The following is a 25,716-nucleotide window of genomic DNA, read 5'->3' as shown; positions in this document are numbered from 1 at the left end:
ACCAATATCCTTATGGTTACCTTACATTGATCACTATTGAATTGAACGTTGATACTGACTCAACCAACTGTATACTCTGTCACACCTTGAAATCAGCCTATCTGGGTCAATTTGATAAGTGTCAGTAAAATAATCTACAGAAACCCAATCTCCCTCCATATAAGCCAGTGCAAGTTGTAAGCAATGCGCTAAGTATCCTTCATCTTTAAGTAGGGCACATTTTATTTGTTGATCTAAAGGAAGTTGTTCTAATGCTTTTTCCATAGATTTATCTAAAATAGTATCCAAAGTAGATAATAATCCTGTTAGAAAAGCAGACTCCATCAATGATGGGTAACCCATTAAAGACACTAACTCTTCACATAGCCTAGCTCTTATCATAGTATTATGAATTAATACTGCAGGTTTATTTGGATTAAGTTCAGCTAAAATAATAAGGCTCACAAATTTACGAAGTTTATTTTCACCTAAAAAAACCATTGTTTGCTTGATTGAAGTAAACTCTTTCGCATGTTTAAATTGACTTGAGTTGACAAATTTCAATAGCTTATAAGTCAGATCTAAATCCTGTGAAAAATATCTTTCCAGTCTATTAAAGCTAAATTCTTTTTTTATTACCTCATTATAAATTGACATAATAGAATATTGAGTAGCACCTATATCATTCCCTTCCATTATTTCTGGTTTACAAAAAAAATACCCCTGAAAATAATCAAAACCTAAAGACTCAGCTAATTTAAACTCTTCAAGTGTTTCCACTTTTTCTGCAAGTAACTTTAAATTATATTTCCTAAACATAGGAATTAAATGTGAAATACTATTCAAAGGTGTAGAAACTATGTCAATTTTGATCAGTTTGAAAAAAGGAAAAAAACGTTCCCATTGAGGTGAATAAACAAAATCGTCTAAAGCCAAATAATACCCAATATTAAATAACTCTTTGATTATATTTAAATTTTCATCAGTAGGATTGACTGTTTCTAATACTTCAACGACGATATTCTTGTATGGCAACATATACAATAGGTGCTCGCTCAAGAAATGAGCGGGGAAGTTAACTAACGCAGGCTTGCCTTCGGTAAGTTCATCTAACTCCATGTTTAAATAGCTATTTATGAGTAATTTTGCCGTAGCAACTTTATCAGCAACCCCCTGTGGAAAGCTGTTTTCTCGACTATTTCTAAAGAGTAATTCATAAGCAACTACGTGTTTTTTTCTATTTAATATAGGTTGTCTTGCCATATAAAAGCGCATAGTTCACCTCTTCCATTATTGTCACTTAAATTTATCTTTAGAGTGAATCAGTCCTTTAATATTTTAAGTCTAGACCTAGGAGCCCCATCTTTCAACCGTACTTTTCAGTGCAAATATGAATATTTAAGCCCTAAGGATAAAGTAGCCCCGCATCTCAACGGCTACGAATACTGGGCTAGTCGGTTCGCAAGAATCATTATCGATTTAATGATGGCTTTGTTAAACTAACGCCGCCGCAACCAATAACATCAATGCTCAAATAGTTAACATCACCTCAACCCGCGGCGGAGTCATAATGAATTCTCAAACCTATAACCAAGCCGTGCTCGAACTCGCCCTCGCTGGCCTTGCCGATTTAACTGCATCGGCCCAAGCCAAAAGAGCACAACGCACTCCAGCGCAGGAAAGTCACTTTCTGTGTAATTGGATGGTCGAATCCCTAAAGGAAAAGCGCTTTTCTAAACTGGTTGCCGATGACCTAACAGCATGGATACGTTTAGCCCGCAGTCAAGGTGCTGGTGCTGAACTTAAGCGTTTACTAGAGAGAATTGTATTTCAATATCAAACAGTTGATGAATCAAAGCAAGCATTAGGTACGGCATTAAACGCCATGATAGAAACCTTAAAGCAAGCCGATTGGTTAGTCTTTACCGATACAGAAATCAACACCAAACTCAAACTCGACGGTGAGGGTCAATCTAGCCTAGTGATTGATGTGAAAGAGCTGACACAACATATCAAAGATGACCAACTCATTAAGCCAATCAGTTTATATGTTCGGGCCGATGAACAGCAACTCACCCGCATCGCCCTATCCCACGGTTTGCTGATCAGCCAAGGCAATAAAAAATCGAGCCTAATTAAACACCATAAAACCTATAGGATTTATCCTAATAATCAGCTACCTTCCCTATGTCAGTTGTTGGTTTAGTCTATAAAAGTGGCTGAATGTGAGCAAGGCAACAATTGATTTACCGTGATTGCGTAAAATGACTCGAAGATTGGGCTAAGGCATAACGAAGGGAAGGGGTATATGGTTAAAGGATGGCAATCTAAACAGTTCGTTAGATATGTTTTATTCGGTCTTTGCCTCATTCATCAGCACAGCTTTGCGGTGCCGCTCAAATACAATATCACGGGTTCCTATTCTTGGTATCCGTATTTTATTGGTGATCAGCCACAAGCACCGGGAATGATCACTGAGCTTATCCCCATGATTTTATCCCTCGCTAATATTGAGGGGGAAATTTTATCTTTACCCCCTAAACGCACCAATAATGCCTTAGAAACTGGCCTATTAGATTTTGATGTCGTAAGTCCAAGCTGGTTTGAAAAACAAGCTTTTGGCCCGCAGTTTGTGCAGTCTGCCCCCATAATGCAAATCACTGAGTACGTTGTAACTCTGCCAGAGAACGTCAAACAATATGACAGTATCGATCAGATAAAAGGCAAGGCAATTGGTACGGTTCGGGGATATTTGTACCACAATGATAAGGAATTTATCCGTGTTGATTTCACCTCCGAGCAGGAGCTTATCAAGGCATTAAATAAACACCGAATCGATGCCATTATCGTCGGTAACTATCCGGCTCTCTACTGGTCATCAAAACTCGGCGTTCCAGTGGGGTTGGCTGCAATACACTCCAACGGAGAATTGGTCTTAAGGTTGCGCAAAGAACACGCTGAATTGCTCCCCGCAATCAATCAGGCCATTACCACTCTCAAGGCCAATGGCAAAATTGACGAAATCATCAAAAAGTACACCCAGACTTTAGCCAGTTAAGTCTTACTCATTTCCGTGGCTGGGAGGTGACTCTAGGATTCAGCACTAAAGGTTTCCCCTCATTGAGATAGATTGTACAGGCGACACGCAACAAGACGCACACTAGTTACGACGCTATCGATACGAATAGAACGGGTTTTAAGTTCGAACAGTTCGGGTTCAATGCCGGAATAGATTTCACACACTCTCTTGCTCCCCTTAGGTATCGACCCGAACTGTTATGTCACAAAATCAAACTGATAAGCTAGCCAAGCAACTGATTAAATTGTGCAAGCCAGATAGGATGAGCAGGCCAAGCGGGGGCGGCGACAAGCTTACCATCGGTAATCGCTTGGGTTACGGCAATCTCGCAATATTCGGCGCCGCTTGCCTCGCCTCGGGAGCACATGCTGGATAAGCTGAAACCTTTTTACCACCAACGACATCCGCCGCCGCCAGCAACTGTGCACCGTGGCAAATGGCCGCCATGGGCTTATCTTGCTCCGAAAACGCTCGCAAAAATGCGAGCGTTTTTAGTTAATCAAGCAGATTTAATCTCATAAAGCTAACCTCGTAAAGTTAGCTAAATCGACTTTACAGCTTAGGCACGCTTTGACTCTCGACCACTTGTGTTTGGCTGTAATCTTTAAGCTCTGCATGAGACGACTTCACACCACTTAACGCCTCGGCGGTTAAGGTATTATTACCGTTCAATAAATCATTTAAGGTGCCAGAGTCGCCATTCACTAACCCTAATTCCCTGAGCATGGCATCGATAACTGGCGCATTGGCGCGATAGTTTAATGCAGCACTGGTGACTTGCTCGGCGATACCACCTTGATGGTGAGCGCCTTCGCCACCCGCGGCAAATTGATTGCCAGCGCCATAGCCTTGAAGGATTTTAATGCCTTCGATGTTTTCCAACGGTTTAACGGCTTGTGCCACGATTTCAGGCAACGCTTTCAAAATCGCGAGGGATTTTTGCAGGGCAATTTGCTCATCACTCAAGACGTTTTCGGCTTCGTAAAGTGCTTGTTTACCCGCAGCTTCAACGGCATAGACCTTCTCATCCGCTTCGGCCTGCAGTTTTTTCGCATCGGCACTGGCACGCGCTTCAATCAGAATTGCACTCGATCTGTCTTCGGCGGCACGTTTCTCGGCTTCGGCTTGTACAGTTACGCCTACCGCATCACGCTCAGCTTCTTTACGGGCGTCAATCACTTCAATCTCTTTACGACGATTAGCCTCCGCCACTTGACGCACCGTGATAACCGCTTCTTCTTTCTCCACTTTCAGTTTTTCCGCTTCAGCAGCGCGGGCACGGGCGGCGGACTCTTCTTCGGATTTGGCCGCAACGGCGATACGTTTTTCCTGCTCGGCAACTTCAATATCCCTTTGCTGCTGGATGCGCGACTGTTCGATAGACTTGCGCTTTTCAATCTCGCGGGTTTCGATATCTTTAGTCTTTTCGATTTCAGCGGTTTCGATAGCGCGCTCTTTAGCAATTTCGGCTTCGCGTTCTTCGCGGGCCTTATTTTCTTTTTGTTTAATGATTTCCGCTTTTTGATCGGCGCGTTTAAATTCCAAAGACTGTTGCTGGATCAGCCGCGCCTCTTCTTCCGACTTTTCAATCTCCAGAGATTCTTTTTCAGCTTCGAGGTTACGCTGCTCGATCTTAATCCGGTTTTCCTGTTGGATATCGTTGGTTTCTTTGCGTTTTTCTTCAATAATCTTCGCCAGACGCGCACGACCTTCGGCATCGAATGCGTTGTTTTCATTGAAGAACTGCAGATCAGTTTGGTCAAACCCGGTTAACGAAACCGACTCGAGTTCGAGACCGTTTTTCTCCAGATCGTTAGCCACGTTATTTTGCACACGTTGTACAAAATCGGCACGCTGCTCATGCATTTCTGTCATGGTCATTTCAGCGGCAACGGCGCGCAGCACGTCGACAAACTTAGACTCCATCAGCTTTTTAAGCTCTTCGACGCGGTTTGTGCGCGTCCCTAGAGTTTGCGCCGCCATCGAAATACCATCTGAATTGGGAGCAACTCGCAAATAGAAGTCTGCCTTCACATCGACACGCATTCTGTCTTTAGTGATCAGCGCATCTTTCTGGGTTTTTTCCACTTCGATACGCAGGGTATTCATGTTGACCGAAATGGTTTCATGCAGCACGGGCAGGACGATAGCGCCGCCATCTTTAATGATTTTCTCACCGCCAAAGCCGGTACGCACAAAGGCCATTTCTTTGGTTGCCCGTTTATATAACTTGGCAAAAATTAACCCTATCACGATAAAGCCAAGTAACACCATACCGGCAACGAGCAAAATAAAACTACCGGATGAACCGATATCAGTTAACACATCCATTTGATTTCCTTTCAATTGATTTATGGCTGGGGACGATTAATTATCAAAACGCGTAGCAGACCAGACACGGCCTTCACGTTTAAGTAGCACTACTTGAGTGCCAGAGGCAAACTCGATGCCCGAAGTTTCAGGCTCGACTAAGACATAATGTTTTTGTTGGTGTTTATCACGCACAACGGCTTCAGAGGGCATGCCTTTAATGGCGCAGCCTAAGGTAATAGTCGCGACATAGCCGCTCAAATCATCAAGGGAAATTGCGCTCGATTCATTTTTCGGCAGATGATCCGCCAGCACTCGACCGAAATAACGGCAAGAAAAGGCACTCGCAACTATAGCAATGGGTAAGGTGAACAATTGCGGCAGCAAAAGACCAGCGACATTGAAACTGATAAAATTGACGATATAACCCGCTATCGCAAAACTGGTCAGGGCGAGCACAAACCAAATCAATAACGGCAGTCGATTGAGGCACAGCCAACCGGCAATGCCGGTGAGCCCACCAGGGCTGACATCGGCGTCATAATCCGCATCGATAGGCACCCATTGGTCTAGTGCACTCATCATGCTTAGGCCAATAACTAACGCGAAGGCTTCAAACACACCGAGGGCCAGAACACAGGCAAAAGCTATGGTGTAAGGTAAATTAGGCTGCTCAACTAAAAACGCCCACATAGTCATCTCCTTGAACAATACAGCATTCCATTTATTTCACTATAATTATCGACTTATGCGCCACAGAATAGCAAGCCAAGCCCTATTTCCAAACTAAAAATTTACCCTAAAATGGATTTTCACTGTAACCCTGCTGCGCCAAAATAGCGTGGGCTGTCATCGCCGATAATGCCATATCGACTCCGGGTAATAATGAGGCATTGGTCAAATCAAAATAGGCGGCGCTCTGTCCGCAGATATAAAACTTCACGCCGTGATCAACCAGAGCCTTAACCAAAGTACGATTGGCGTTGACGGCACCTGAGTGCTGCTTGGCATAAAAAACATCATCAGCTAAATCGCTGATGCCACCACCATGCACCACCATGGCCAGTTCGATATCAGTTTCTTTAACGCCTGCCGCCACATGCATATTGATAAAACGGGCTAAACTTTCGAGCTGACGATTCGTCTTACCCGCATCGGCCGCCTTACTCATATCAAAAGCCACTTTAAACTTTATGCCCTTAGGAATGGGCATCATGCTATCGACTTTGGCAATCTGACCAAATTCAGGAATAGCAGGCCCAGCCACAAATTTATCGGCGCCCGCCTGCGCCGTCGAAGCGATAGCGGCTAGGGTCAGGCACAGCGCAGCCTTAAGCGTTTTAGTGCTATATGATTTTGACTTCATTGTATTATCATCCTGTTATTGTTATTTATTCGCGCAGATTTTATGCGCCAGAAGGGAAATCCCATGGGCACACCTAAGACTAAAGTACCAACGCCAAGTTACGACAAACTGACGGCACATTTCCAGAAAATTTCTCACTTTGAACATTTCAGCGCTTTGGGGGACTGGGATCAAGCGGCCATGATGCCGATGGGTGGCGGTCAAGATCGCGGCGATGCTATGGCAGAACTGGCGCTGCATATCCACGGTCTCAAAACCTCAGCCGTATTAGCCGAGCACTTACACGGCGCGGCGGACGAATCACTCTCAACTGAGCAAGAAGCTAATCTGCGGGAAATGCAGTACCAGTATCAACAGGCCAACTTAGTGCCCGGCGACCTAGTACAAGCCAAAACCAAGATGGCCTATCAATGTGAGAATGCGTGGCGCGAGCAGCGTAAAAATAATGATTGGCTGGGCTTTAAGCCCAATCTAAAAGCGGTCATCGACCTTGCCAAGGAAGAAGCGCAGATCCGCGGCGAAGCCCAAAATATCGCGCCCTATGATGCCCTACTCAATAAATTTGAGCCGGGAATGACCACGGCAAAACTTGAACAAACCTTTGGTGGCCTGAAAGATTGGCTACCGACACTCATCCAAGAAGTGCTGGCTAAGCAGGCAAACGAGCCTAAGCTTGTACTCAATGGCCCCTTCGATATCAGCGCGCAGCAAGCCCTTGGCCGTGACGTCATGGCGTTTTTGGGGTTTGACTTTAATCACGGCAGGCTGGATATGAGTAGCCATCCATTTTGTGGCGGCGTGCCAAGCGATGTGCGGATAACGACTCGCTACAATGAGGCCGATTTCAGTAGCGCAATCATGGGCATAGTTCATGAAACAGGCCATGCCAGATACGAGCAAGGTTTACCTCAAGCGTGGCGCGGTCAACCCGCAGGGCTTGCACGTTCTATGGGCGTCCACGAAAGCCAAAGTCTATTTTGCGAAATGCAGCTTGGGGCTAACCCGGCGTTTTTACGCCAATTGCAGCCACTGATTAAACAGCACTTAGGCTGCAAGTTCAGCGCCCAAGACTTGGCAAGACACTACACCCGCGTGGCTCCCGGACTTATCCGCGTCGACGCCGATGAAGTCACCTATCCTTGCCACATTTTGCTGCGGTTTGAGGCGGAAAAAGCCTTTGTCGACAGCAGCTTAACCGTCGATGATTTACCTGATTTTTGGTCAAGTCAGATGCAACAATTACTGGGGATCAATACTGATGGCAATTATCGCGACGGCTGTATGCAGGACATACATTGGGCTGTGGGGGAATTAGGCTATTTCCCCAGCTATACCTTAGGCGCCATGTATGCCGCCCAATGCCGCTTTGCGATGGAAAAAGCCTTAGGGCCGATTGAAGCCCTAATCGATGCAGGCAAGTTGGACTCGGTATTTCAATGGCTGAGTGAGCACATTTGGTCTAAGGGATCCTTGCTCACCACCGATGAACTGATCCGCCAAGCAACGGGCGAAACCTTAAATGGTCAATATCTTGAGCGTCACCTGCGCCAACGATATCAGGGCATTTAACCGCTTTAAAAGCGCTGAAAGCTCAGTTTATACGGGTTTTAAAGCGCTTTATATTACCGCCGGAGCCTGCATTTTGAAGCCGCTTGAGGTTATAATGCCGAGTTATTTTAATCAGGACTCTTGAAACAGGATAATTGTCGGCCATGCTACTGCGAGCAATCACCCCACAGGATTGGGATGCCATTCTAGCAATCCAAGATGAGTGTTACTCACAACTGGATCCTGAGCCCCTGCATGTACTGCAGAGTAAATGGCAGGTATCGCCACAATCCTGTTTTGTGTTCGAAGTGAATGGCTCGGTTGTCGGTTATTGCTTGGCCCACCCTTGGACCACCAATATGCCGCCCGCGCTCTATCAGCCCATCACTCATTTACCTAAGGCTGATACTTTATACCTACACGATATTGCGATTTCGGCCAAAGCCCAAGGTTTAGGCGCAGGTGCTAAGGCGCTCACCCGCTTAACACTACTGGCGGATCGCTATAATCTCAATTCCTTGTCCCTCGTTGCCGTTCAAGGTGCCGACAGTTATTGGCTAAAAATGGGCTTTAAACCTCAGGCTATAGACAAGTGCCTTGGCAGCTATACCGACGATGCCATGTACATGATTTATAATATTGATCATAGAGATATATGATGAACCCAACCCTCACCACTATCGGCTTACTCTGTCTTAGCAATATTTTTATGACCTTTGCCTGGTATGGGCATTTAAAAACCTTAGGTTCAAAGCCTTGGGTTATCGCCGCTTTAGTGAGTTGGGGCATCGCCCTATTTGAATACTTGCTGCAAGTGCCCGCTAACCGTATCGGTTACACGGTCATGAATGTCGGCCAGTTAAAAATTTTACAAGAAGTCATCACCTTAAGTCTGTTCGTCCCCTTTGCCTATTTCTATATGAAAGAACCATTGAAGCTCGATTATCTGTGGGCAGGATTATGCATATTAGGTGCTGTGTATTTTATTTTTAGAAGCGAATTCAATTAATTTCAGGAGAGCCCCATGGCACGTCAAGTCACTTATACCTTCAAAGGTACGACTAAAACCATCGCCTTTAGCTACGACAAACACCATGATTTATATGAGGCAGTTGCCGAAGCCGAAGGTATCGATCTGAGCAAATTTTTGGCCATGGAACAACAAGTCGCTATGACCTCGCGCAAGGGGGCTAAGGCTGAAAAAGAATTCAGAAAAGTAGAATTTGCCCGCTTTGGCTTTAGCAATATCCACTTTGTCCGCGACGAAGAACCCGAAGCCTAGACTAGCGTATTTATTTTTGTATTCGCTTTAAGCACTTTAAAAACAGGACACTGTGATGCTCAATACCGAACATGCTAACTTTCCCCGTGCGGGATTCTTTCGCCGCTTAGGTGCTGCCGTTTACGATTCGCTGTTAGCCGTGGCCGTTTATATGGTTTCTGGCGCTGTGGGCTTTGGCATTTTCTACGGTCTTACCGCTTCAGGATTGGCTGGCATGAATGGCTTTGAGCATGTCTCAGATGCGCTCAATGGCACGCCGATTTACCACGGTCTTTATCAACTCTGGCTCGTCTTGTGTGTCGGAACTTTCTATGCCTTGTTCTGGAGTAAGGGCGGTCAAACCTTAGGGATGCGCGCTTGGCGGCTTAAGATCCAACATCCTAATGGCCAAAACTTAAGCATGATCACCGCCTATGCCCGTATCGTTTGGTCATTGCTCGGCATTGGCAATTTATGGATTGTCATCAATGATGATAAACGCGCACTGCAGGATAGGATGACGCGTTCTGAAGTGGTTGTTCTCTCGAAGGAAGCTAACCAAATGCGTAACTGGCACGGCGCTTAGATTTGAAGCTTAGATTTGAAGCTTAGATTTGAAGCTTAGGTTTCGGAGCTTAAACCAAGCCAAATCCACCCATAAAAAACGACGCAACGCGTCGTTTTTTATGGGCTAAATTCGGCATAACTGAATGCATATCATCGCCGAATAAAGTAGAAGGCAATCCCCGTAAATAACAGACTCGGTGCTACGGCCCCCACATAGGCTGGCAACTCGTAGACTATGCTCATAGGGCCAAAGATTTCATTGCTGATATAAAAGCTAAAGCCCGCAACAACCCCGAGCAACACCCTAGCGCCCATAGTCACGGTTCGCAGCGGGCCAAATACAAATGAGAGGGCCACCAGCATCATGACGCCGACGGTAATAGGTTGCATAAATTTACGCCATAGGGCCAACTCATAACGACTGGGATCTTGGCTATTCGTTTTAAGATAATCGAGATAACCGAGTAGGCCACGGATAGAGAGCGCCTCTGGTTTAATCGACACTACGCTGAGCTTATCCGGCGTTAAACTCGATTTCCACACATCTTCTTCGAGGTAATCTAAGCTCACGAGATCGGATGTCACTTCTGTGCGCTCAACCCCAAATAAACGCCAACTGTCCTTAGCAAATAGGGCTCGGTCAGCGTGTACAACATTGGTGAGTTTAAGCTCATTATTGAATTTATAGAGAGTGATGTTATTGAGTTTATTGATATCTTCAACTTCGCCAATATTGACGAATAGGTCCCCATCCTTAGCCCAAATGCCTCGGTGTGATTTAATTAAACTGCCACCGGATAACTTAATCGCTTGTAACTCATTGGCTTTCTGCTCGGCAATCGGTGCCCCCCACTCCCCCAGCGCCATCACCATCAGCATTAAAGGTACCGCCGTTTTCATGGCGGAAAGCGTGATCTGCAAACGCGACATCCCCGAGGCCTGCATCACCACCAATTCAGAGTTCGACGCCAACATGCCCATCCCGATTAAAGCACCGAGCAGAACGGCCATCGGAAAAAACATTTCGATATCCCGCGGCACTAAAAATAGGACATAGATCCCGGCATCCATCATGGTATAAGTCCCACGACCAACTAAACGCAATTGGTCAACCCACTTGATAATGCCAGAAAGACCGGTGAGTACGAGTAAACACAGCGCCGAAGTGCTCAATAATACCCTAGCGATATAAAGGTCTAAGATCTTCATGCAGCCACCTTTCTACGCACCATTGCAGTGGATAAACGCGCAAATAAGGGTCTGTCTTTACCGAGCAGGAGAAGCCCCATGATCAAAGCAGACAAATGTATCCACCACATGCCTAAATACAGTGGGATCACGCCATCTTGAAGCGCTTTACGCCCTGCTACCATCAGACCAAAATAGCCTAAATACAGGAGCACTGCGGGCAACATCTTCGCAAATTTACCTTGGCGCACATTCACCCTTGCTAATGGCACGGCGATAAGCGTCATAATCGGAATGGCCAACGGAATAGCGAGACGCCACTGGAACTCTGCCACCGCTTCTGCTCCTTCGACGTTAAGCAGATCCTTCAACGGGAGAGCCGATAGTTTGCGACGACGTTCATCGACTTGTTGCTCTTTAATCTGCATTTTATAATCACCAAATTCAATCATTTGGTAGTTTTTCAGCTGTGGGCTGCCCTGGTAACGAACCCCCTCATTTAGCTGCAATTGCTGGGCACCGAACTTATCCTCCAGCACGCGACCACCTTTCGCCACCACCACATTGGTTAAGCCAACTTCATCACTGGGATCGGGTAACTGGGCCACAAACACTTTGTCCAGCTCATTATCTTTGCCGATGCGCTCGACGAATAACACGGCGCGGCCGTTAGGACTCGCCTGGAAACGTCCCTGCACCAGTGCGGCCAATCCAGCTTCAGATTGAGCCTTTTCAAGCACTTGATTTTGTTGTTCCTCCGCCCAGGGAGCGACATAGAGGGACAAATATCCCGTAAACAACATATTGATAACGGCAAGAATTAAGGTCACTCGGGTCACATACCACTCGCTCACGCCGACCCCATGGAGGATCACCATTTCGTTCTCGGCATACATGCGACCATGGGCCATCAAGATCCCAAGAAACAAACTCAAGGGTAAAACGAGCACCACTAAATAGGGGAGGTTTAAGCCAATTAATGTCGCAATGAGGGAGGCAGGAAATTCACCATCGGAGGCGTCGGCCAGTATACGCACGAAATGCTGGCTAATAAAAATAGTTAACAGTACAAAAAGTACTGCAATCTGCGCTTTTAAAACTTCTCGAATAAGGTATCTAAATACAATCACAGGTAGGATCCGGTCTCTAAACTTATCTTTTTGCTGGTAACAGACTAACTTTCATGTAAACTGTTTACTTTTGATAGTTTTCTGACCAGCTTCAGGGGTTCCTGGCAAACTTAAGTATACGAGTGTTTCACAAACACGTGACTCAAATGCCGAGAATAAATCACCTTTGGAGTAATAACTTAGGCCCTTTTCGGGACAAGCAGACATTATCCAATAAATATAAAAATTTGTCTTTAAGAATCTAGGAGTGCTCATGGAGTTTAGCGTAAAGAGCGGTAGCCCCGAAAAACAACGCTCGGCTTGTATCGTTGTCGGTGTTTATGAACCCCGCCGTCTATCCGGCATCGCCGAGCAATTAGACAAGATTAGCGAAGGTTATATCAGTAATCTGTTGCGTCGCGGTGATCTGGAAGGCAAGCCTGGCCAGATGTTATTGCTGCACCACGTTCCTAACGTATTGAGTGAGCGTGTATTATTAGTTGGCTGTGGCAAAGAACGAGAACTAGACGAACGCCAATATAAGCAAATCATTACTAAAACGATCAACACCTTAAATGAAACTGGGTCGATGGAAGCCGTGTGCTTCTTAACCGAGTTGCATGTTAAAGGTCGTGATACCTATTGGAAAGTACGTCAAGCCGTCGAAACCACCAATAACAGCTTGTATAGCTTCGATGCGTTAAAAAGCCGCAAAGGTGAAACCCGTCGTCCACTGCGTAAGTTAGTGTTCAATGTGCCAACTCGCCGCGAATTAACCTTAGGTGAACGCGCCATTGAGCACGGTATGGCCGTATCTGCGGGTGTGCATTTATGCCGCGATGTGGCCAATATGCCACCAAACATCTGCAATCCAGCCTATTTAGCCTCACAAGCACGCCAACTGGCTGAAATACATGAAAATCTGCATGTCACCACCGTAGGTGAAGAGCAAATGGCCAAGTTAGGCATGAACTCTTATCTAGCCGTGGGTCGTGCCAGCGCCAACGAATCCATCATGACAGTGATGGAATATAAAGGCGCCGTTGACAGCACAGAGAAGCCTATTGTGCTGGTTGGTAAAGGTTTAACCTTCGACTCTGGTGGTATTTCTTTAAAACCTGGCGAAGCTATGGATGAAATGAAATACGACATGGGCGGCGCTGCGGGTGTGATTGGCACCATGAAAGCCATCTGTGAGATGAAGTTACCTATTAATGTCATCGGTGTGCTCGCGGGTTGTGAAAACATGCCATCGGGTAATGCCTATCGTCCGGGTGATATTCTGACCACTATGTCAGGCCAAACCGTTGAAGTGCTTAATACCGACGCCGAAGGCCGTTTAGTGCTATGTGATGTATTAACCTATGTTGAGCGTTTCGAGCCTGAATTAGTGATCGACACTGCCACCTTAACCGGGGCCTGCGTGATCGCCTTAGGTAAACACGCTTCAGGCCTATTCTCATCCCACAACCCATTGGCACACGAGCTGTTAAATGCCGGAGAGCAGAGCGGTGACCGCGCATGGCGCATGCCATTATGGGATGAATACCAAGATATGCTCGACAGCCCATTTGCGGATATGACCAACCTAGGCGGTCGTCCTGCCGGTGCTATTACCGCCGCTTGCTTCCTGTCGCGTTTCGCGAAAAAGTACAACTGGGCTCACTTAGACGTAGCCGGTACTGCGTGGAACAGTGGCGCCAATAAAGGCTCCACGGGTCGTCCAGTACCGATTTTGACACAGTTCTTAATCAATCGTGCTGGTGTTGAACTGGGCGAGTAAATTTAACGGATAAGTTAATGCTCACAAAAGGCGAAGATAATCCTCTTCGCCTTTTTTATCTCTTTGAAACTAGAGTTTTTCCCCTCATCCCTAGGCGAATTAATCTATTCTCCTTCGTTACCCGCTAATCCCTCATCTTGAGTAAGTTTTGATTGACAGCTACGCCCCAGCCCTTTAGTTTTAACCCCATGAAAACGATGACTGCAGCTTTTTTTACTTTCTTTTTTACACCCCCACTCTAGGAGGCGGATTTACTGTGTAAAAACGAAAGTAAAAATCCAAAGCCTCCCCACTGGGAGGCTTTTTTGTCTTAAACGATTGATAAATACACGGCGGCAATTGAGGTCAGAATGCATAAACCACAGCCTTTAAACCAAACTCGAGAACAAATCACTCAGCTCGATAATGAACTGCTCTCATTACTCGCCGAGCGCCGTCGCTTAAGTTTAGAAGTGGCCCGCAGCAAAGAAGTCGATATCAGACCCATTAGGGACACCCAAAGGGAAAAGGAATTATTAACCAGACTGGTTAAGGAAGGGCGGGAAAAAGGCCTAGATGCCCACTATGTGATCTCCCTTTATCAAAGCATTATTGAAGATTCAGTGCTCAATCAGCAGGCTTATTTACACGGTCGCGCCAATCCTGAAACACAAAAACAGCAGTATTGTATCGCCTACCTTGGCGCTAGGGGCTCCTATTCTTACCTTGCCGCGAGCCGTTATTGCCTACGCCGCCAAGTCGATATGTTGGATTTAGGCTGCCAAAGTTTCGATGAAATTGTGCAAGCGGTTGAATCGGGTCATGCCGATTATGGGTTTCTGCCGATTGAAAATACCTCATCGGGTTCGATCAACGAAGTGTATGACGTGCTGCAGCATACCAGTCTCTCCATCGTGGGCGAGACTACCATAGAAGTGAGCCATTGCTTACTTGGCAAACCCGGCAGCAAATTGAGCGATATCAAGACCGTTTACGCCCATCCACAACCCATCAGCCAATGCAGCCGTTATCTCAGTCAACATAAGGATTTAAGGCTGGAATATTGCTCGAGCAGCGCCGAGGCGATGGAAAAGGTCAATCAAAGTGCCGACAATAGCGCTGGGGCTATTGGTAGCGCCGAAGGTGGTGCGCTCTATCAGCTAGAGTCCATAGAAGCGGGCCTTGCGAATCAAAAAATCAACCAAAGTCGTTTTATTGTTGTCGCCCGTAAAGCCGTGGCGGTGCCTGAACAACTCCCCGCGAAAACGACCTTAATCATGGCAACGAGCCAAAAAGCCGGCGCCTTAGTCGAGGCATTACTGGTACTGAAGGCTCATCAATTGAATATGAGCAAGTTAGAGTCTCGCCCTATCCCTGGCACGCCTTGGGAAGAAATGTTCTACCTCGATATCGATGCCAATATATCCAGCGAAGCCATGCAGGCAGGATTGAAGCAATTAGAGCGGATCACACGTTTTATCAAAGTATTAGGTTGCTACCCCTGTGAAACAGTCAAACCAACACAGCTGAGCAACAGCCAACTGCTGATTGAGCCTAGCACCTCTAAGACGCAAAACATAAACCCCTCAGCGCCGGAAATAAGCCCCTATAGATACAGCAAAGCCTATAAAGCACAGGACAGCGAAATTAGCAGCGGTCCATTGAGTATCGGCGCAGGCCATATTGGGGCGATAGCCAAGCTTAGCCTGACTAAGGAACTGTCTCCCTTAGCGTTATCTCAATTTGAACATAGGGTGAAACAGCTTAAGGAAATCGGGTTTCAAGCCATTATTTTGGAGGCGGTAAATCTCTTAGCTTCACCTGAGTTAACCTTAGCTAAACTGCGTCAAATCCTGCATCAATACGATTTACAGTGCATTGTCGCCGTGGAACAAAGCGCGGATATAGCACTGGTCACCCAGCAGGTAGACATGTTGTTTATCATGGGAAAACAAATGTTTAACCAAACTTTGTTGACCCAAGTTGGCACTCTGCCCATTCCGCTATTGCTCGAACGTAATGATATGGCAAGCTATGAGGAGTTTTTGGCGGCGACCGAGATTATTTTAAGCCAAGGCAATCAGCAGTTGATCCTCTGCGACTCGGGCGTTCGCACCTTTAACCACGCGAACCTTCCGACCCTAGATCTTGCGAGCCTGATCCAAATTAAGGCCACTAGCCATTTACCCATAGTGATCAATCCCTGTTATGCCATAGCACAGGACGCTTTGGTGCTGCAAACCCAAGGGATTAAACAACTCAAGGCCGATGGTTTAGTACTGAACTGCGCACTCGAAGACGATGGGCTAGAACTCATGGCCCAAGTTGTGCGGGAATTATATCGTTAACCTTTAAGGTAAAAGAGAAGCCACAGCACTGAGCTGTGGCTTTTTTATCACGGATAAGCTTATTTGGACGCAGGCCAGCTATCCTATTTCGCATTGACTGGCACAGCATTACTCCTGCGAATAAGTCCTGCCATAGTCGAACCTTGCACTAAGATAGAAAACACCACCACCGCATAGGTCATCACCAATAAGAGTTCACGTAACTCCACACCACTGCTCACATCGACCACTATCCCCTGCGGTAGACTCATGGCCATTGCCAGTGCCAGTCCGCCACGTAGCCCACCCCAAATCAAAATAGATTCGGCATAGGGATTATAGGATTTAACCAATCTAAATCCCCGATAAGGCAGTAACACACTGATGGCTCGCGCCAATAGCACGAGCGGAATCGACACAAACATAAACCACCACAGCGGCGCTTTAAACGTCACAAGTAACAGTAATAGGCCAAGTAACAGGAAGAGTAGCGCATTGAAGAAGGATTCGATCAGTGACCAAAATGTCAGTAACTTAACTCGCTCCTGACGAACAAAATATTTAGGCACACTGAAATTACCTATGATAATACCAGCACTTACCATAGCGAGCGGTCCAGAAACCCCAAAAACCTCCGCCATCACATATCCCGCAGTCGGAATAAGCAAAGTCACTAACATCAATTGGGTTTCTTCCTCACAGTAACGGAAAAAATGATGTAATAAGAAACCTAATACCGCGCCGTAAATCAGACCACCTATCGCCTCATGGAAGAATAAAACCGATACCTGCAGAGTCGTAATAGACTCGGTCGAAAACGCCATTTGGGATAACACCACAAAAACGACTAACCCAATACCATCATTAAATAATGACTCTCCCTCCACTTGAATGGCGATATCTTCCGGAGCCCCCATCTTCTTTAAAATGGCTAGCACGGCTATGGGATCCGTGGGAGAAATTAAGGCACCAAAGAGTAGGCAATGGGTGAGCGCTAGGGGTAATCCCAATTGGGGCGCAACCCAAAACAGCAGACCACCAATTATAAAGGTCGACAGTAATGTGCTCACACAGGCAAGAATGAGGATCTCCCACTTTTGGTGCTTTAATATTGATAAGCGGATCTGCAGGGCACCAGCGAAAAGTAAGAAGCCGAGCATGCCGTTAAGTAAGAGTGCCTGAAAATCGAGTTTCTTAAGCCCAACCACGAAATAGCCATATACCTCGCCCCCAAGTGCCTTTCCCCCGAGGAGGAGCAATAAACTCATCCCAAGGGCCAAAGCCGTGATAGCAACGGTTTCTTGTAATTTATGCACCCGAGAAGAGATTACAGAGGTGACTAAGGCTAACGCGCAGAGAATACAGAGAATTTGATAGCTGGACATGGGAGCCTCTTTCAACACAAAGATGCAGAGACTCTAGCACATATTTAGACTTCTAAACCATCCAATAAGCTTAACCAACCCTTTAGGATTCGATGACAAAACCAAATAATACCAAAGAGATAAATCGAAAGACTGAGCCAAGTGACAGGCACCCAATAACCGAGAGCCAACAGACCGATAAAAATAATATTGGAATGGCGCTGCCAGCGCAGATGCGAAGCAAGCAGTCCATTATTCAGTGTTTGGCGTTGGGATACATTGATAAACAGACTCAACAGCACAGGAAGCAAGAGTAGCGGGAAACCCGACATCAAAGCATAAAGCAAATGCCCAAGGCTACGATCTTCAATTTTTGCGGCATAGGTGGTTGTCGTTGTCATTGAGAGACTCCAGCCAGATGATGGGACTGGGCGCTCACACTCAACGCCCCTGTCTTTAACCTTACGTTCTCGGGTAAATAATCGCAACTAAGGAGTTAAAATATTTCCTCTCGAAAGTTAATATCCATGCAGACTACAAGGACAAAGTGATATCGGACTTCAACTTAGTTGAACAGGCTAAGACAAAGCCGGCTTCAATTTCAGCGGGGGTTAATGTCATAATGCTGCTGGATTCTGTCTCCCCTTCGAGCACTTGGCATTTGCAGGCACCACACACGCCTGAACGGCAGGCGGCAATAATCGGTAAACCTTCAGCCTCAATGCCTTCGAGTAAGCTTTGCTCCGAGGTTAACTCGCGCTTTCTATCGCCGATGGACAACATAAAAGCCGAGCTGGAATTGGCCGGCTCTATGCCCTGCATTTCAGCTTGCTTAACTCTGTGCTGCGCATCTTTGACCGCGGTGGCAAAGCTTTCATGGTGCAGTTGAGCCATATCAAAATTAAGCTCACCCAGTAAGCGTTTCACCGCCTGCATATAGGGCTCTGGACCACATAAAAACACGGTCCGTTCCGCAAAATCGGGCACTAAATTAAGTAAACTTTCGGCACTTAACCGCCCAATCTCATGTAAAACCTCATCCCCATGCCATAGTGTTTCTGTTGTGATAGATTCCAACATGTAACGCAGCTTAAAACGGCTATGACGCTGCGCCATAGTGGCTAAGGAGGATTTAAAAATGATGTCCGCTTCGGAGCGCGCACTGTGTACAAAGGCAATATCGGCATCCATCTGGCTATCGGTAAGATAACGGGACATAGAGTACATAGGGGTAATGCCGCAGCCAGCACTCAAGAATAGATATTTTTTTGCAGGAATATCAAACAGATTAAACTGCCCCGTTGGCGGTAATACTCGAACACTTTGCCCCGGCTGCAGATGGTCAATAAGATAATTGGAGACCAGTCCACCTTCGACCCGCTTGATGGTCACCATAAGGGAATAGGGCCGCGAGGGTGTGGAAGATAAGGTATAACTGCGACAAGCCTGCTCACCGTTGATCTCAAGCACTAAGGTCATAAACTGCCCAGGCTTATAGTCAAACTTCATTGGCTCGCCGGCTTGAAAACGAAAGCTCACCACATCAGCGGTTTCGTTCCAGCGTTCGACGCACACTAATTGATTGAAACTCTCCTGTCTTTGGGGAGAAAAGGATAATGTCCCCTCCCTCGACATCAGACTCATATTCATAGCATTCTTATTCCACAAAACACTGCGGTTTTACTCAAACGCTTAAAACCGCAGTTAAACAAAGGTTCTCGGTTGATTTAGGCCACGTTTAACATGGTTTTCAAATCGGCCTCGACGGTCGTGGTATTACGTAAACCAAACTTTTCTTCCAAAATTTTGGCTAAATTTGCCGTTAGGAAGGCGGGTGGTGTTGGGCCAGTACGAATGTTTTTTACCCCAAGGGAGAGCAAGGTCAACAATACAACAATGGCTTTTTGCTCGAACCATGAAAGCACTAAGCTAAGGGGTAATTCATTAATATCGCACTCAAAAATCTCTGAAAGGGCAATCGCAAGCTGAATAGCAGAATAAGCATCGTTGCACTGGCCAATATCGAGTAAACGCGGGATACCGTTGATATCACCAAAGTCGAGTTTATTGAACTTGTACTTGCCGCAACCTAAGGTCAGGATCACAGAGTCTTTAGGGGCTGACTTAGCCAGATCGGTAAAATAGCTTCTTTCAGCCTTATCGCCATCACAGCCCCCTACGAGGAAGAAGTGCTTGATTGAGCCATTTTTCACATTATCAACCACGGCAGGAGCCGCAGTCATTAAGGCATTACGGGCAAAACCTATGGTGATATTGTGTGGAATTTCATCGTATTGGAAGCCTTCTAAAGCAAGGGCCTTATCGACTACCGCCGAGAAATCATCCCCAACAATATGTGTCACCCCTGGCCAGCCGACAATGCTGCGGGTGAAAATGCGGTCGCTATAATTGCCCACATTTGGATCGATAATGCAGTTTGATGTCATCACTACAGCACCGGGGAAGTTAGCGAACTCCTTTTGTTGGTTCTGCCAAGCGCTGCCGTAGTTACCGACAAGGTGAGGATATTTTTTAAAGGCGGGATAGGCCAATGCGGGTAACATTTCACCGTGGGTATACACATTGATACCCTTGCCAGCTGTTTGCTCGAGGATAAGCTCTAAATCCTTCATATCATGGCCGGAAACTAAAATCGCCTTGCCCTTAACTGACTTAGTATTCACTACTGTTGGCTCAGGGTGACCGAAGGCTTCGGTTTCGCCCGCATCGAGCATAGCCATAATGCGATAATTAAGCTGACCTATGTCCATTGCGGTGGTGAATAATTTGTCGCCATCGACGCTAGGCTCACCCAAAAATGCCATAATTTCATGGAAACCTTCCGCAATGCTGGCATCCGTCTTACCTAATACGCGAGCATGCTCCATATAGGCGGCGGCGCCTTTAAGGCCATATAGGCAAAGCAGTCTTAAACCTAGGATATCCTCATGGATTTCATGTTTGTCTTTATTCAATAGCGCGATAGGCGCCTGAGAAAGCATTTCAACTTTGCTCGTTCCCAGCACTAATTGAGCAACTTCAGGAACCTGCTCTGCAACGATCCCAGCGCTCTGGCATGCCGCTTCATAGGCAAGCTTTAAACTCGTACGATACTTAGCGGCCTGCTGTGCGTAGGCAATCAGACGTTCATCGTCAAAATTGACGTTGGTCAGCGTAGAGAAAAATGCCTTAGGCACAAAACTGTCCACTTCGGCATCGATAATGCCCAGCCCGCGAGCTTTAACCGCATACACAGACACGCCCTGCAGCATATAAATCAATAAATCCTGCAGATCGGACGTTGCCGCCAACTTGCCACACATACCTTGGGAATAACTACAACCATTGCCAGCGGGTGTGCGGATGGTTTGCTCACACTGAATACAAAACATGGATAGACTCCTAATTTAAATTCATGCTTTATTTATGCATGTTTAAAACTAGTCTACCGAAACCCTGTGTAAGCGACAGTAATTTCTAAAATTCAATATCAAATTTTAGAGAAAGATCACCTTAAGCAAATGCTAATAAACATAAATAAACCTAGCCAAGATCCATAAAAAACGCCCATATATGATGGGCGTTTTTATATAACTAATTGTTTATTAATTGGCTTTCATATCATTAACCGATTGCAACATAGTGCGACTTTCACGCTGAAACTGCGGTGCAAAGTCCCCAAACCACTTAGCAACGGTTTGAAACTGCTTAATGAACTCGTCCCTATCGCCACGCTTTAGTAGCTCTAATGCTTCACGATAGTTATCCAAATAATCACCGATGGCATGCTGACTATCCTGCTGGGCAAAAATAATATCGGCGTAAAGCTCTGGGCTTTGGGCGAATAAGCGCCCGACCATGGCTAATTCCAAGCGGTAAATCGGCGAGCTAAATTGCAGTAGAGTGTCGATATCCGCCTCTTCCTTGCACAGATTCAAACCGTATACAAAGGTCGAAAAATGCCGCATCGCCTGTACTAACTGCATCGCACTGTCGTGGCGCTCGGGCTCAGCTTCGACAATCCGCGCCCCCCAAATGGCGATCTGTTCGAGTAACCATTGGTATTTATCAGGCTCACGTCCGTGACACACCACCACCACTTGCTTGGCTAAGCTCCCAACATCGGGGCCAAACATAGGATGGAATCCCACCACAGGGCCATTATGGGCCTCGAGCATAGCGTTAACTGGCCCAGTTTTGATGGACGTTAAGTCGGCTAAAATGCAATCCTTGGGTAACTGGGTCAGTTTTTCACGGATCAGCTCACAGGTAATGGCAATCGGCACAGTGACTAGCACCAATCCCGCCTCGGCAAATAAGCTGTCTGCTTGCTGCCAGTCGTCTTTATCAAGAATATTCACTTGATAGCCCGACAGCTTTAGCATCTGTTGAAACAGTCCACCAAGCTGCCCTTTGCCGCCAACAATCACCACTGGGCCGAGATCTTGCTTCACTTGCTTAAAACCAACGTCTTTTTCATTGAGATAAGACTCACGCATCAAGCGGCGTAGAATGTCCTCAATGAGCTGTGGTGCAATCCCCATCGCATTGGCTTCTTCACGGCGTTTCGCCAGCATAGCCGCTTCCCGCTGCGGCGCATAAATAGGCAGTCCTGCGGCATGTTTCACCGTGCCAACCTGGGCGACTAAATCCAACCGTTTACGCAGTAAATGCAATAATTGCTGATCGACACCATCGATAAGTCCACGGAGGTTTTCTAACTCGGCCGTTGTCTTTTCATTCATACTGTGAGTCCATTAAGCACTTAGGCATTTACCACTTTCAAGGTATTAAAACGTGTCGGGAGTATCGAAGATAACTTCGATGCACCTTGGCGTAAAACGGTTTCGGTTTTTTCCCAATTAATACAGGAATCCGTCACAGAAACACCGTATGCCAACTCGCTTAATGGCTTATCACAGCTTTGATTACCTTCATTTAAATGGCTCTCTAACATCACCCCGATAATGGACTTATTGCCATGGTAGATCTGGGTAAAAACATCCTCACACACTGGAATTTGCCGCGCATAATCCTTAGAGGAGTTGCCATGGCTACAATCGATGATAAGGCGAGCATTGAGCTTCGCTTTATGGAGCTGCATTTCACACTCGGCCACACTGGCGGCATCGTAGTTTGGTGTTGCGCCACCACGTAAAATCACATGACCATCGGGATTACCCGCCGTTTGCAGCAGCGCAACCTGCCCCTGTTGGTTAATCCCCATAAATCTATGGCTGCTGGCCGCCGATTTAAGCGCATTGATAGCCACATCGAGCTTACCATCTGTGCCATTTTTAAAGCCAACTGGCATAGACAGGCCCGACGCCATTTCCCTGTGGGTTTGCGATTCAGTAGTACGGGCTCCAATGGCCGACCATGTCACTAATTCCGAGATGTACTGAGGGCTGATAGGATCGAGCGCTTCGGTGGCGACTGGCAATTCCAGCTCGGCCAGCCAAATCATCAGCTCACGGGCCAGTTTCAGACCTTTTTCGACATCGAAGGATTCATCCATATCGGGGTCGTTGATCATGCCCTTCCAACCTACCGTTGTACGCGGTTTTTCAAAGTACACTCGCATTAAAATATAAAACTCATCGCTGAGTTCATCGTGTAATTTTTTAAGCTTTAAGGCATATTCCTTAGCCGCGCTGATGTCGTGGATAGAACAAGGGCCAGCGACAATCAGCACACGGTTATCGCGTTTATGGACGATATCGGCGACGGTTTTGCGGGCATTGAGGATATAACGATAGGCATGTTCGGAGAGTGGCAGCGCATTTTTAAGCTCCTGCGGTGTGATTAAGATCTTCTCTGAACTAATGTGTACGTTATTAATCGTATCCTGCTGCATGCTTACCACCTGAGGCCGAGTGTTATACCCTGTTTTAAAGCTCATCTTTAAAGGTTTGGGTGTGAGTGTATTCGTAAAAATGATGACATTACAAGTGTAATTTCGTAATGCTACACCATTACAATAAAGCGTCACTATGCCTGCAAATGGTTTGAAGATCAAGGAGAAGTGTCAGAAATGATACTTGAGCCATCCCAAATAATAGGAATTAGTAAAAATTGGCTTGAAAAACAACAACAAAAAACCGCCACTAGGGCGGTTTTTTGTGCGAACACTACGTCTTGTTTTCTGTAGCGGGTACTATTACTTAGTAGCCAGCTTTTCACGGATACGTGCAGATTTACCTGAACGATCACGTAAATAGTACAGTTTGGCGCGACGAACGCGGCCACGACGCTTAACTTCAATGCTAGCGATCAGCGGGCTGTGCGTTTGGAATGCACGCTCAACACCTTCACCATTAGAGATTTTACGTACTGTGAATGCAGAGTGCAGACCACGGTTACGTTTAGCAATTACAACGCCTTCGAAAGCCTGTAAACGCTCTTTATCACCTTCTTTAACACGAACCTGAACTACTACTGTATCACCAGCACCAAACGCAGGTACGTCTTGTTTCATTTGCTCATCGTTGAGCATTTTAATGATGTTGTTCATAACTTACTCCGTTCTAGAATTAACTGAGCTACGACTAAGCATGCTTGTCCATTGCTTCAACGAACTGCGCTAAAAGAGTCGTTTGTTCGTCAGTCAGAGCTAGATTTTCAAATAATTCTGGTCGTCTTAGAAAAGTCCTACCAAGGCTTTGCTGTAAACGCCAGAGTCTAATTTGTTCGTGGTTGCCACTTAGCAGCACTGCTGGCACATCGAGTCCATCTAGGCTTTCAGGGCGAGTGTAATGAGGACAATCCAGTAGGCCGTCGGAGAAAGAATCTTGCTCCGCCGAGGCTTGTTTTCCTAGCACGCCAGGAACCAATCTCGATACTGCATCTATGAGTGTCATTGCTGGTAATTCACCGCCCGAGAGCACGTAATCACCAATTGACCACTCCTCATCCACCTCCGTTTGAATAATCCGTTCATCAATACCTTCGTATCGACCACAGACCAAAATCAAACGTGATGATTGCGCCAACTCAGAAACGCCTTGCTGATCCAGCTTGCGTCCTTGAGGTGACAAGTAAATCACCTTCGCACCTTCACCCGCTGCAGCTCTCGCTGCATGGATGGCATCGCGTAAGGGTTGCACCATCATCAACATGCCGGGACCACCGCCGTAAGGTCGGTCATCCACAGTACTGTGTCTATCATGGGTGAAATCACGGGGATTCCAGGTTTGCAACTCCAGCAGGCCGTTTTTCACGGCTCGACCCGTAACACCAAAGTCTGTCACGGCACGGAACATCTCTGGGAACAGGGTTATTACCCCTAACCACATCTGTTGTACCTCGACTTAGAAGTCAGGATCCCAATCCACTAAAATCTGTTTACCTTGCAGATCCACCGTTTTGATGAACTGCTCAGGGACAAAGGGGATCATACGTTCCACTTTGCCGAAACTATCTTTAGCGTTGGCCTTAACTAAAAGTACATCGTTCGATCCTGTTTCCACGATCTGATCGACTATGCCCATGTTATAGCCCGTTGTATTGACCACTTCACAACCGATGAGATCACGCCAGTAGAATTCATCTGCTGGCAAATCGTTCATCTGTTCCGGCAAAATCGCAATCTCACAATTTGTGAGCATTTGCGCTCGCTCCCGCGTGTTGACACCTTCAAGTTCGGCAACAACGGCCTTACCTTGGTATCGCCACTGGGTGACCTTTACTTCGCGCCATTCACCATTTTCTTTAATAAGCCAAGGTGAATAGTCAAAGATACCTTCAACAGAATCGGTATAGGCGGTGATTCTCAGCCAACCTTTAATGCCATGACAGGAGCCTAATTTCCCCAGTACGACTGGCTGTTGGTTACTGCTCATCAATCTATACCTTAA

The 25,716-nt window shown here is 46.4% G+C and carries 24 protein-coding genes, 1 pseudogene and 1 other annotated feature; of the genes and pseudogenes, 9 read left to right on the top strand and 16 right to left on the bottom strand.

Annotated features, from left to right (window positions below):
* Nucleotides 1–33: 33 nt before the first annotated feature.
* Entirely contained in the window at nucleotides 34–1,254 is a 1,221-nt protein-coding gene (locus tag COW15_RS17365; RefSeq protein ID WP_293634427.1) for an HDOD domain-containing protein, read from the bottom strand.
* 295 nt (nucleotides 1,255–1,549) lie between these two features.
* Here COW15_RS17365 and COW15_RS17360 point away from each other — a divergent pair, with 295 nt between their 5' ends.
* Nucleotides 1,550–2,185 carry a DUF2913 family protein gene (locus tag COW15_RS17360; RefSeq protein WP_293634426.1) on the top strand — a complete coding sequence of 212 codons (636 nt, stop codon included), beginning with the start codon at nucleotides 1,550–1,552 and terminating at the stop codon, nucleotides 2,183–2,185.
* A 102-nt stretch (nucleotides 2,186–2,287) separates the two neighbouring features.
* A complete protein-coding gene (locus COW15_RS17355) occupies nucleotides 2,288–3,037 on the top strand; it encodes a transporter substrate-binding domain-containing protein (protein WP_293634425.1) in 750 nt (249 codons plus the stop codon).
* A 244-nt stretch (nucleotides 3,038–3,281) separates the two neighbouring features.
* Here COW15_RS17355 and COW15_RS20780 read toward each other — a convergent pair.
* The 4 genes and pseudogenes from COW15_RS20780 to COW15_RS17335 all read right to left on the bottom strand — a co-directional run.
* A pseudogene (locus COW15_RS20780) lies at nucleotides 3,282–3,535 on the bottom strand (DJ-1/PfpI family protein); the annotation flags it as partial.
* Between the two features lie 75 nt (nucleotides 3,536–3,610).
* A complete protein-coding gene (locus tag COW15_RS17345) occupies nucleotides 3,611–5,389 on the bottom strand; it encodes a flotillin family protein (RefSeq protein ID WP_293634423.1) in 1,779 nt (592 codons plus the stop codon).
* A 36-nt stretch (nucleotides 5,390–5,425) separates the two neighbouring features.
* On the bottom strand, nucleotides 5,426–6,061 hold the full coding sequence (locus tag COW15_RS17340) for a YqiJ family protein (RefSeq protein ID WP_071938326.1): 636 nt from the start codon (nucleotides 6,059–6,061) through the stop codon (nucleotides 5,426–5,428).
* A 106-nt stretch (nucleotides 6,062–6,167) separates the two neighbouring features.
* Nucleotides 6,168–6,734 (bottom strand): DsrE family protein, encoded by a 567-nt coding sequence (locus COW15_RS17335; protein ID WP_293634420.1) that lies wholly within the window; start codon nucleotides 6,732–6,734, stop codon nucleotides 6,168–6,170.
* A gap of 63 nt (nucleotides 6,735–6,797) precedes the next feature.
* On the opposite strand from COW15_RS17335, the gene COW15_RS17330 reads away from it, so the two are divergent.
* From COW15_RS17330 to COW15_RS17310, 5 genes are all read left to right on the top strand, one after another.
* Nucleotides 6,798–8,303: a carboxypeptidase M32 gene (locus COW15_RS17330; RefSeq protein WP_293634418.1), complete on the top strand. Its 1,506-nt coding sequence runs from the start codon at nucleotides 6,798–6,800 to the stop codon at nucleotides 8,301–8,303.
* Nucleotides 8,304–8,446: 143 nt separating this feature from the next.
* Complete coding sequence (locus COW15_RS17325) at nucleotides 8,447–8,941, top strand: GNAT family N-acetyltransferase (RefSeq protein ID WP_293634416.1); 495 nt, start codon at nucleotides 8,447–8,449, stop codon at nucleotides 8,939–8,941.
* The gene (locus tag COW15_RS17320) at nucleotides 8,941–9,291 is read left to right on the top strand and encodes a DMT family protein (RefSeq protein WP_293634614.1); all 351 of its coding nucleotides are present in this window, start codon (nucleotides 8,941–8,943) and stop codon (nucleotides 9,289–9,291) included. Before COW15_RS17325 ends, COW15_RS17320 begins: the two co-directional genes overlap by 1 nt.
* A 15-nt stretch (nucleotides 9,292–9,306) precedes the next feature.
* A complete protein-coding gene (locus COW15_RS17315; protein ID WP_220592355.1) occupies nucleotides 9,307–9,564 on the top strand; it encodes a DUF2960 domain-containing protein in 258 nt (85 codons plus the stop codon).
* Between the two features lie 55 nt (nucleotides 9,565–9,619).
* Nucleotides 9,620–10,129, top strand: coding sequence for an RDD family protein (locus COW15_RS17310; protein ID WP_293634410.1), 510 nt, complete (start codon nucleotides 9,620–9,622; stop codon nucleotides 10,127–10,129).
* A gap of 131 nt (nucleotides 10,130–10,260) precedes the next feature.
* Here COW15_RS17310 and lptG read toward each other — a convergent pair whose 3' ends face one another.
* Together lptG and lptF are read right to left on the bottom strand one after the other, a co-directional pair.
* Nucleotides 10,261–11,319, bottom strand: a complete 1,059-nt coding sequence (gene lptG / locus COW15_RS17305) for an LPS export ABC transporter permease LptG (RefSeq protein ID WP_253988618.1) — start codon at nucleotides 11,317–11,319, stop codon at nucleotides 10,261–10,263.
* On the bottom strand, nucleotides 11,316–12,428 hold the full coding sequence (gene lptF / locus COW15_RS17300; RefSeq protein WP_293634408.1) for an LPS export ABC transporter permease LptF: 1,113 nt from the start codon (nucleotides 12,426–12,428) through the stop codon (nucleotides 11,316–11,318). The genes lptG and lptF overlap by 4 nt, the downstream gene beginning before the upstream one ends.
* Nucleotides 12,429–12,681: 253 nt before the next feature.
* Here lptF and pepA point away from each other — a divergent pair, with 253 nt between their 5' ends.
* Both pepA and COW15_RS17290 read left to right on the top strand, forming a co-directional pair.
* A complete protein-coding gene (pepA, locus tag COW15_RS17295; RefSeq protein ID WP_293634406.1) occupies nucleotides 12,682–14,190 on the top strand; it encodes a leucyl aminopeptidase in 1,509 nt (502 codons plus the stop codon).
* Between the two features lie 193 nt (nucleotides 14,191–14,383).
* Nucleotides 14,384–14,500 (top strand) — a sequence feature (Phe leader region).
* 40 nt (nucleotides 14,501–14,540) lie between these two features.
* Nucleotides 14,541–16,517, top strand: coding sequence for a chorismate mutase (locus tag COW15_RS17290; RefSeq protein ID WP_293634404.1), 1,977 nt, complete (start codon nucleotides 14,541–14,543; stop codon nucleotides 16,515–16,517).
* 83 nt (nucleotides 16,518–16,600) lie between these two features.
* Here COW15_RS17290 and COW15_RS17285 read toward each other — a convergent pair whose 3' ends face one another.
* The 9 genes from COW15_RS17285 to rimM form a co-directional block, all read right to left on the bottom strand.
* Nucleotides 16,601–17,881, bottom strand: a complete 1,281-nt coding sequence (locus COW15_RS17285) for a sodium:proton antiporter (protein ID WP_293634402.1) — start codon at nucleotides 17,879–17,881, stop codon at nucleotides 16,601–16,603.
* Nucleotides 17,882–17,925: 44 nt separating this feature from the next.
* On the bottom strand, nucleotides 17,926–18,261 hold the full coding sequence (locus COW15_RS17280; RefSeq protein ID WP_293634400.1) for a hypothetical protein: 336 nt from the start codon (nucleotides 18,259–18,261) through the stop codon (nucleotides 17,926–17,928).
* A 133-nt stretch (nucleotides 18,262–18,394) separates the two neighbouring features.
* Nucleotides 18,395–19,504, bottom strand: a complete 1,110-nt coding sequence (locus COW15_RS17275) for a hybrid-cluster NAD(P)-dependent oxidoreductase (RefSeq protein WP_293634612.1) — start codon at nucleotides 19,502–19,504, stop codon at nucleotides 18,395–18,397.
* An 83-nt stretch (nucleotides 19,505–19,587) separates the two neighbouring features.
* Nucleotides 19,588–21,252 (bottom strand): hydroxylamine reductase, encoded by a 1,665-nt coding sequence (hcp, locus tag COW15_RS17270; protein ID WP_293634399.1) that lies wholly within the window; start codon nucleotides 21,250–21,252, stop codon nucleotides 19,588–19,590.
* Nucleotides 21,253–21,465: 213 nt separating this feature from the next.
* On the bottom strand, nucleotides 21,466–22,605 hold the full coding sequence (gene tyrA, locus COW15_RS17265) for a bifunctional chorismate mutase/prephenate dehydrogenase (RefSeq protein ID WP_293634397.1): 1,140 nt from the start codon (nucleotides 22,603–22,605) through the stop codon (nucleotides 21,466–21,468).
* 20 nt (nucleotides 22,606–22,625) lie between these two features.
* Nucleotides 22,626–23,717, bottom strand: a complete 1,092-nt coding sequence (locus COW15_RS17260; RefSeq protein WP_293634395.1) for a 3-deoxy-7-phosphoheptulonate synthase — start codon at nucleotides 23,715–23,717, stop codon at nucleotides 22,626–22,628.
* Nucleotides 23,718–24,020: 303 nt separating this feature from the next.
* A complete protein-coding gene (gene rplS, locus COW15_RS17255; RefSeq protein WP_006080791.1) occupies nucleotides 24,021–24,374 on the bottom strand; it encodes a 50S ribosomal protein L19 in 354 nt (117 codons plus the stop codon).
* 34 nt (nucleotides 24,375–24,408) lie between these two features.
* Nucleotides 24,409–25,155, bottom strand: a complete 747-nt coding sequence (gene trmD / locus COW15_RS17250) for a tRNA (guanosine(37)-N1)-methyltransferase TrmD (RefSeq protein ID WP_007649866.1) — start codon at nucleotides 25,153–25,155, stop codon at nucleotides 24,409–24,411.
* A 15-nt stretch (nucleotides 25,156–25,170) separates the two neighbouring features.
* The gene (gene rimM / locus COW15_RS17245; protein WP_293634367.1) at nucleotides 25,171–25,701 is read right to left on the bottom strand and encodes a ribosome maturation factor RimM; all 531 of its coding nucleotides are present in this window, start codon (nucleotides 25,699–25,701) and stop codon (nucleotides 25,171–25,173) included.
* Between the last annotated feature and the right edge of the window lie 15 nt (nucleotides 25,702–25,716).

This window comes from Shewanella sp. CG12_big_fil_rev_8_21_14_0_65_47_15 (assembly GCF_002783505.1).
Classification (GTDB): domain Bacteria; phylum Pseudomonadota; class Gammaproteobacteria; order Enterobacterales; family Shewanellaceae; genus Shewanella.
This window is presented reverse-complemented; position numbering and strand designations above follow the sequence as displayed.

Coding starts and splice junctions, on each gene's coding strand:
- COW15_RS17365 (WP_293634427.1), bottom strand. CDS start 1,254: ATGCGCTTTTATATGGCAAGACAACCTATATTAAATAGAAAAAAACAC.
- COW15_RS17360 (WP_293634426.1), top strand. CDS start 1,550: ATGAATTCTCAAACCTATAACCAAGCCGTGCTCGAACTCGCCCTCGCT.
- COW15_RS17355 (WP_293634425.1), top strand. CDS start 2,288: ATGGTTAAAGGATGGCAATCTAAACAGTTCGTTAGATATGTTTTATTC.
- COW15_RS17345 (WP_293634423.1), bottom strand. CDS start 5,389: ATGGATGTGTTAACTGATATCGGTTCATCCGGTAGTTTTATTTTGCTC.
- COW15_RS17340 (WP_071938326.1), bottom strand. CDS start 6,061: ATGTGGGCGTTTTTAGTTGAGCAGCCTAATTTACCTTACACCATAGCT.
- COW15_RS17335 (WP_293634420.1), bottom strand. CDS start 6,734: ATGAAGTCAAAATCATATAGCACTAAAACGCTTAAGGCTGCGCTGTGC.
- COW15_RS17330 (WP_293634418.1), top strand. CDS start 6,798: ATGGGCACACCTAAGACTAAAGTACCAACGCCAAGTTACGACAAACTG.
- COW15_RS17325 (WP_293634416.1), top strand. CDS start 8,447: ATGCTACTGCGAGCAATCACCCCACAGGATTGGGATGCCATTCTAGCA.
- COW15_RS17320 (WP_293634614.1), top strand. CDS start 8,941: ATGAACCCAACCCTCACCACTATCGGCTTACTCTGTCTTAGCAATATT.
- COW15_RS17315 (WP_220592355.1), top strand. CDS start 9,307: ATGGCACGTCAAGTCACTTATACCTTCAAAGGTACGACTAAAACCATC.
- COW15_RS17310 (WP_293634410.1), top strand. CDS start 9,620: ATGCTCAATACCGAACATGCTAACTTTCCCCGTGCGGGATTCTTTCGC.
- lptG (WP_253988618.1), bottom strand. CDS start 11,319: ATGAAGATCTTAGACCTTTATATCGCTAGGGTATTATTGAGCACTTCG.
- pepA (WP_293634406.1), top strand. CDS start 12,682: ATGGAGTTTAGCGTAAAGAGCGGTAGCCCCGAAAAACAACGCTCGGCT.
- COW15_RS17290 (WP_293634404.1), top strand. CDS start 14,541: ATGCATAAACCACAGCCTTTAAACCAAACTCGAGAACAAATCACTCAG.
- COW15_RS17285 (WP_293634402.1), bottom strand. CDS start 17,881: ATGTCCAGCTATCAAATTCTCTGTATTCTCTGCGCGTTAGCCTTAGTC.
- COW15_RS17280 (WP_293634400.1), bottom strand. CDS start 18,261: ATGACAACGACAACCACCTATGCCGCAAAAATTGAAGATCGTAGCCTT.
- COW15_RS17275 (WP_293634612.1), bottom strand. CDS start 19,504: ATGAGTCTGATGTCGAGGGAGGGGACATTATCCTTTTCTCCCCAAAGA.
- hcp (WP_293634399.1), bottom strand. CDS start 21,252: ATGTTTTGTATTCAGTGTGAGCAAACCATCCGCACACCCGCTGGCAAT.
- tyrA (WP_293634397.1), bottom strand. CDS start 22,605: ATGAATGAAAAGACAACGGCCGAGTTAGAAAACCTCCGTGGACTTATC.
- COW15_RS17260 (WP_293634395.1), bottom strand. CDS start 23,717: ATGCAGCAGGATACGATTAATAACGTACACATTAGTTCAGAGAAGATC.
- rplS (WP_006080791.1), bottom strand. CDS start 24,374: ATGAACAACATCATTAAAATGCTCAACGATGAGCAAATGAAACAAGAC.
- trmD (WP_007649866.1), bottom strand. CDS start 25,155: ATGTGGTTAGGGGTAATAACCCTGTTCCCAGAGATGTTCCGTGCCGTG.
- rimM (WP_293634367.1), bottom strand. CDS start 25,701: ATGAGCAGTAACCAACAGCCAGTCGTACTGGGGAAATTAGGCTCCTGT.